The organism is Actinoalloteichus spitiensis RMV-1378, assembly GCF_000239155.1.
Taxonomy (GTDB): domain Bacteria; phylum Actinomycetota; class Actinomycetes; order Mycobacteriales; family Pseudonocardiaceae; genus Actinoalloteichus_B; species Actinoalloteichus_B spitiensis.
In genome coordinates this window covers 1-6,388 of the sequence record NZ_AGVX02000227.1, presented here as the reverse complement: position 1 = coordinate 6,388, position 6,388 = coordinate 1, and the positions used below count along the sequence as shown (strand labels likewise).

The window sequence follows — 6,388 nt, the reverse complement described above, 5'->3', positions numbered from 1 at the left end:
CCCACGTTCCCCCAAGCCCGCCCCCGTCCGCCGCCGGATCCGGCGGCCCGCACCCCACGACCGCGCGTCACGCCACCAGACCGCACCGGTCCCGTGGCCGTGGTCTCCCCACCACCACAGGAAAGGAGCCGCGTGATGTCCCTCGCGCCAGCGCCGCAGGACGTGCTCGTCGCCCCGGGCCAGTCCATCCAGGAAGCGCTCGACGCCGCCGGCCCCGGCGTCACCATCCGCCTGGAGGCCGGCACCTACGCCGAGCACCTCTGGATCAGGCACGGCGGCGTGACCCTCGTGGGCGCCGGACCCGGTCGGACCGTGCTGCGCCCCGGCGGCGAACCCACCGCGTCGATCCCCCAGCTCACCGACGCGCCGGAGGGTGCGGTCAGCGGGATCAGCGTCCACGGCACCGGTGAACCGGTCGAGGGCGTCACCCTGCGCGGCATCACCATCACCGGATTCCCCGGGGCCGGCGTCCACGCCCACTCCGCCACCGACCTCACCGTGGAGGACGTGGCCGTCGAGGACAACGCGGTCTGGGGCATCTACCTCCGCGAGTCCGAGCGCCTCACCGTCCGGCGCTGCCAGGCGTCGGGCAGCCAGTACGGCGGCGTCGCCCTCAGCTTCTGCTCCGGCGACACCTCCCTGATCACCGACACCGAAACCCACACCAACGGGTTCGGTCTCTTCGTCGACAACTCCTCCCACGCCCGGCTGGTCGGCAACCGGGCACACGGCAACGCCGCTGGCGTCATGCTGCTCAACCAGACCTACCCGGGGGAGCCCCCGGGCGGCGTCCGGGACTGCCTGGTCATCGACAACGACATCCACGCCAACAACCTGGCCGCAGGCGGCGGGGACCCCGAGGTGCTCGCACCGGCAGGACCGCCGATCTCCGGTGTCGGCGTCGCCGTCATCGGCACCACCCGCGTCGCCCTGGTCCACAACCGGATCAGCGGGCACCGGCCCAGCGGGTTCTCCGTGATGGGCGGCGCCGTCACCCTCGCCTCCTCGAAGGAGTGGGGCGGCGCCGACCCGGTGGACAACACGGTGCTGGGCAACGAGATCACCGACAACGAACCCCACGACCTCCAGGTCGGCAGCGACCTGGACCGGCAGCTGTTCCGGGGCAACCTCGCCCCGGTCACCGACCCGGCCGGGATCGACGGCTGCGCGGGGGAGGCCGGTCAGTGACGGACGCCCTGGTCTGCCAGGACCTGACCAAACGGTTCGGGCGCCACCTCGCCGTCGACTCGATCAGCTTCACCATCGAACGCGGCGAGGCCTACGGCCTGCTCGGCCCCAACGGGGCCGGGAAGACCACCACCATCTCCATGCTCTCCGGGCTGCTGCGCCCCGACGCCGGCAGCGTCCACATCGCCGGCCACGCCCTCACCCAGGACCCGAGGGCCGCCAAAGCCCGGATCGGGTACGTGCCGCAGGAGATCGCCCTCTACCCGGAACTGACCGGACGGGAGAACCTGCGCTACTTCGGACGCCTCTACGGCCTGCCCCGCCGCACCCTCCAGAACCGCATCGCGGAGGTCCTCGACCTGGTCGGCCTCACCGACCGCGCCGACGACAAGGTGGGCGACTACTCGGGCGGCATGAAGCGGCGCATCAACATCGGCGCCGCCCTGCTCCACGAACCCACCCTCCTCGTCCTCGACGAGCCCACCGTCGGCGTCGACCCGCAGAGCCGCAACGCCATCCTCGAGGGGGTCGACCAGCTGGTCGCCGCCGGCATGAGCCTGCTCTACACCTCCCACTACATGGAGGAGGTGGAACGGGTGTGCAAGCGGGTCGGCATCATCGACAAGGGCCGGCTCGTGGCCGAGGGCACGAAACGGGAACTGGTCTCCCGGCTGGGCACCTCCGACCGGGTCGAACTGGTGCTCGACGGGGACATCACCGCCGCCGCCGAGAAGCTCCGGGCCGTCGACAGGGTCACCGAGGCCGTGCCCACCGGCACGTCCAGCGTCCGCCTGCTCGCCGAGGGCAGCAGGCACCTGCTGCCCTCCTTCATCGCCGCCGTCGAGGGGGTGGCCACCATCACCGGGGTCGAGATCACCGAACCCGACCTCGAGGCTGCCTTCCTGCACCTGACCGGCAGCACACTCCGGGACTGAACGGGACATGCTCAGAGCACTTCTCGTGGTGAGCGGCCACGAACTCCGCTCCCGACTCCGCGACGGAACGGCCCTGTTGATCGCCCTGGTCGCCCCGGTCGCCCTGGCCTCCCTGTTCGGCCTCGCGCTCGGCGGTGAGGACCCGCCGCTGCGCGCGTCGATCGGCATCGTCGACCTCGACGGCGGCGACTTCCCCACCAGCGTGCGGCGCGAGGCGCTGGCCACCGAGGAACTCCAGGACGTCCTCACGCTGCGCGACTACGCCGACGAGGAGCAGGCCGGCGCGGCCGTCGACGACGGCGAGATCGGCGCGGCGATCGTCTTCCCCCCGGGCTTCAGCGACAGCGTGGGCGCGGGTGAGGGCGGCGAGGTCACCGTGCTCACCTCCGACTCCACACCGCTGGCAGGGGTGATCGCCAACAGCATGGTGGACCAGATCTCCGCGCTGGTCGAGGCCAGGACCCTGGCCGTGCGCGCCTCCCTGGACGCCGGCGTACCGGCCGACGAGGTGCGGCTCTTCGTCGAGGAGAACGGCGCGGCCGGGCCCACCCTGACCCTCGACGCCGACCCGATGGCCGGCGGCAAGGTCGACGTCGCCGTCCACTACGCCTCGGGCATGGCGGTGCTCTTCGCCTACCTGGTGGTCGCGACCTCGACCCGCAGCCTGCTCACCGACCGGCAACTGGGCACCCTCAGCCGGCTGCGGGTCGCGCCGGTCCCCCAGTGGACACCCGTCGTCGGCAAGGGGATCGTCGGGTTCCTGCTCGCCATGACCAGCGTCTGCGTCACCTGGGCCTCCTCGGTGCTGTTCTTCGGGTTGAGCTGGGGCGACCCGCTGGCCGTGCTGGTGCTGTGCGGGGCGCACGTGCTCGCCGCCACCGCGATCACCATGCTCGTCGCCAGCAACGCCAGGACCGACGCCCAGGCCGACGGGTACAACCTGGGCATCGCCTTCGTCTCCGGAATCCTGGGCGGCAGCCTCGTCCCCCTCTACAACCTGCCGGAGTTCCTCCAGACCCTCGCCCTGTTCACCCCCAACGGGTGGACGTCGACCGGCCTGGCCAGTCTCGCCGCCGGCGGTGACCTCGGTTCCGTCGTCGGTCCGATCGGCGTGGTCTGCCTGATCGCGGTCGTCGCCGGGGGCCTGGCCGCCCTCCGATTCCGGAAAGGACTCCTCGGATGAGCCCGACTCGGCGGCGGCCCCGACCGATCCTGGCCCTGGTGGTGGCCAACCTGCGACGCCAGGCCCGGGACCGCACCGGCCTGTTCTTCATGGTCGTCATGCCCTTCGTGACCATCGCCTTCGTCGGTCTCGCCCTCGGCGGCGGTTCGGGCGGGGAGACCCGGCTCCCGGTGGGGGTGGTCGCCGGGAACGACGACCCGATCGCGGCGGCCGTGCTGGAGGAGCTGGAGGCCAGCCCGGACCTCGACGTGGAACGCCGGGACTCCGAGGAGGAGGTGCGGGCCGGGGTGCGGGAGGGACGCCTGGCCGTGGGCCTGCTCATCACACCGGGCTCCACCGAGCTGGAACTGGTGATGACCCAGACCAACGGCACCGGCATGGCCGCCCGCAGCGCGGTCGACGTCGCCGTGGGCCGGGTCTCGGCCGTCCTGGAGGCCACCCGCGCCGCCGAGGCGGCCGGGGCCACTCCCGAAGAGGCGGCGGCGTCCGTGCGGGCCGCCCGGGAGGACTCGGCCGAGGTCGCCGTCCGCACCCGGGACGGCGGTGACCAGGGCTCCGACCCGCAGGGCTTCGCCTACACCGCCCCGGCGAACCTCGTGCTGTTCACCTTCATCAACTCGATGGCGGTGGCCGCGGCGCTGGTCGAGACCCGCCGGCTGGGGATGGTCCGCCGCTCACTGGCCGCCCCCGTCCGGCCGGGCACCGTGCTGGCGGGGGAGGCGTTGAGCCGGCTGGCGGTGGCGGTGGCGCAGGCCCTGCTCATCATCGTCGTCAGCGCCCTGATGTTCGACGTCTCCTGGGGAGACCCGCTGGGCGTCGCCGTGGTGGTGGGCGCCTTCTGCCTGGTGGCCACCGGGGCGGCCATGCTGGTCGGCAGCCTGGTCCGCTCCCCGTCCCAGGCTCCGGCGATCGGCCCGCCGGTCGGGATCGTGCTCGGCATGCTCGGCGGGTGCCTGTGGCCACGGGAGGTGGCGGGGGAGACCCTCACCACCATCGGCTACCTGTTCCCGCACGCCTGGGCCATGGACGGCCTGCTGACCCTCGCCCGTCCCGGTCAGGGCGCGGCCGAGGTGCTGGTGGAGGTGGCCGTGCTGTTGGGGATGGCGGCGGTGCTGCTGGTGGTCTCCCTGGTGGTGTTCCGCCGCCGGGCCATGACACTGCGCTGAACCGGTCGCTCCGGTCGGGGCGGCGCGCCCACCGCCCCGACCGGCGCCGGCGGAACCACCACCACGCCGTCCCGCCACCCGTGAGCACGGGGGTCGCCGCCTCCGGCGACCCCCAGAAGTCCTGACCGGCGTTCCGAGGGGGCCGCGAGGACGAGGGGGGAACGAGGTCGGCGGCACCCCCCGACGGTCGATCGCACCCACCGGCGCGTTGGTCCGGTCGCAGCCGTGCCGGGGGCGCGAACACCGGGAACGCTGGTGCTGCCGTCGCCGCCGGCCACATCGGCCACCCGGGCACCAGCACGGTCCGGCGAGCTCCCACCCACGACCGACCGTCCCGCCCGCCATCCGTCGACCCGGGTATCGCGAGGACGGGGGCAGGGGTCCGCGCCGAGCCGTCGCCCTCAGGCCGCGACGCCCATCCGGTGGGCCATCCCCCTCGCCTCCCGTGCGGCGGGCTCGGCGAGCCGGCGGCCCAGAACGGATCGCACGGCCTCCCGCACCAGGGGGTTGTTCCTGGTCAGCTGCGGCGCGAGTTCCTCGGCGCGGCGAAGCACCCGGACCCCCTGCTCCCGGGTCCGGCCGGCCCTGAGCAGGGAACGGCCGTAGTCGGAGTAGAACTGCGCCTGTCGGCCCCGGTCGGGCAGCGTACCCGGGTCGACACCCTCGGCGAGCCGTTCCACCAGGGAGTGGTCCCCGAGTTCCGCCGCGATCGAGACCCGCCAGAACGCGACGTTGGTGCGGCCGAACCACAGGTAGCCGAATCGCCCGGCGTCGGAGGAGAGCCGGTTCGCCAACACCTCCGCCTCGTGGAGGTGGTCGGTGGCGCCCCGGGTGTCGGCCAGGGTCGCGTGCGCGAACGCCGCCGTCAGGTGCAGCTGCCCCGCCGCCTGCGCCACCCGGTGGTCGGACATCTCGTCCGCGAGCAGGTCCAGCCAGCGGCACGCCTGCCGGATCTGACGTTCCCGCCCCACCCCGCCGATCATGTGCGTGCGGACCCACAGGGCGTGGGCGGTGTGCTCGGGCCGGCCCAGGCGCTCGGCGACGCCCATGAGCCGGTCGGCCGCCACCCACGCCAGGGGGCGGACGCCGGTGTTCTTCGCGATGACCGCCGCCGCGTGGTAGCAGGCGGCCAGCGCGACCAGGGCGTCGGTGCGATGTGGCGAGGAGGCACGGCCGGCTGTCACGAGAAGTTCCTCGACGAGCCGGGGAAGCAGGTACCCCTGGGCCGCGTAGTCGGCGCGGGGCCGCAGGTCGGAGTTCAGCCGGCGCACGTCGGCCGCCACCTCACCCCACGGCCGGACGGGCCGGTCCGGGACGTCACCGACGCGGTGGTCGGCCAGCACGGCGGCGAGGTCCTCGGTGGCCGCACGCGCCTCGGCGGCGACCGGGTCGGGTGCGGACCAGGCGAGCGGCCCGCTGATCTCGGACGGGGCGACCCGCAGGGCGGCGGCGAGGGCTTCCAGCGTGGACCGGCGCTCCACCGGACGCGTGCCGGTCTCGATGTGGGAGATGGAGGACTTGGTGAAACCGGACAGGTCGGCGAGGACCTGCTGCGACATCCCCCGGGCGTGGCGCAGCGCGCGAATCCGCCGCCCCAGGTGTTCCGTGCTGTCCATGATGGCCCTCCTCGGCGGCGGGACCGCCCCGACACCTCGACCTGCCTGTCCCTGGCTTCCGGGCGGCACGTGCCTCGCCCTGGGGTGATCGCGCGGGGAAGTGGTTCCGTTGCTCAGTGTAGCGGTGGCGGGGGTGCCAGCGTGTGAACGGACGGCGCCCGCTCCGCTGTGGACAGGGGCTCGCAAGGCCCGGCCGCCGCCTGGCCGTGACCGGCCGCCGGAGCAGGGCCGGCACGCGCCGGCGGGGCCAGCGGTCGGCCCGCCCCGTTACCTTTTTCGTAGCTCCTGATCAAGGAGTCG

5 protein-coding genes are annotated in these 6,388 nt (G+C 73.6%); 4 read left to right on the top strand and 1 reads right to left on the bottom strand.

Annotated elements, in window-relative coordinates:
* The first annotated feature begins 135 nt into the window (after window positions 1-135).
* From ACTIDRAF_RS0211535 to ACTIDRAF_RS0211520, 4 genes are read left to right on the top strand one after another with little or no spacing between them, the layout of a single operon-like run.
* Entirely contained in the window at window positions 136-1,188 is a 1,053-nt protein-coding gene (locus ACTIDRAF_RS0211535) for a right-handed parallel beta-helix repeat-containing protein (RefSeq protein ID WP_016698897.1), read from the top strand.
* A complete protein-coding gene (locus tag ACTIDRAF_RS0211530) occupies window positions 1,185-2,123 on the top strand; it encodes an ABC transporter ATP-binding protein (protein ID WP_016698896.1) in 939 nt (312 codons plus the stop codon). The genes ACTIDRAF_RS0211535 and ACTIDRAF_RS0211530 overlap by 4 nt, the downstream gene beginning before the upstream one ends.
* A 7-nt stretch (window positions 2,124-2,130) precedes the next feature.
* Window positions 2,131-3,306 carry an ABC transporter permease gene (locus ACTIDRAF_RS0211525; protein ID WP_039786877.1) on the top strand — a complete coding sequence of 392 codons (1,176 nt, stop codon included), beginning with the start codon at window positions 2,131-2,133 and terminating at the stop codon, window positions 3,304-3,306.
* On the top strand, window positions 3,303-4,472 hold the full coding sequence (locus tag ACTIDRAF_RS0211520; RefSeq protein ID WP_016698894.1) for an ABC transporter permease: 1,170 nt from the start codon (window positions 3,303-3,305) through the stop codon (window positions 4,470-4,472). The genes ACTIDRAF_RS0211525 and ACTIDRAF_RS0211520 overlap by 4 nt, the downstream gene beginning before the upstream one ends.
* Before the next feature lie 401 nt (window positions 4,473-4,873).
* On the opposite strand, the gene ACTIDRAF_RS0211515 is transcribed toward ACTIDRAF_RS0211520, so the two are convergent.
* Window positions 4,874-6,088 carry a helix-turn-helix domain-containing protein gene (locus ACTIDRAF_RS0211515; protein ID WP_016698893.1) on the bottom strand — a complete coding sequence of 405 codons (1,215 nt, stop codon included), beginning with the start codon at window positions 6,086-6,088 and terminating at the stop codon, window positions 4,874-4,876.
* Window positions 6,089-6,388: the final 300 nt, after the last annotated feature.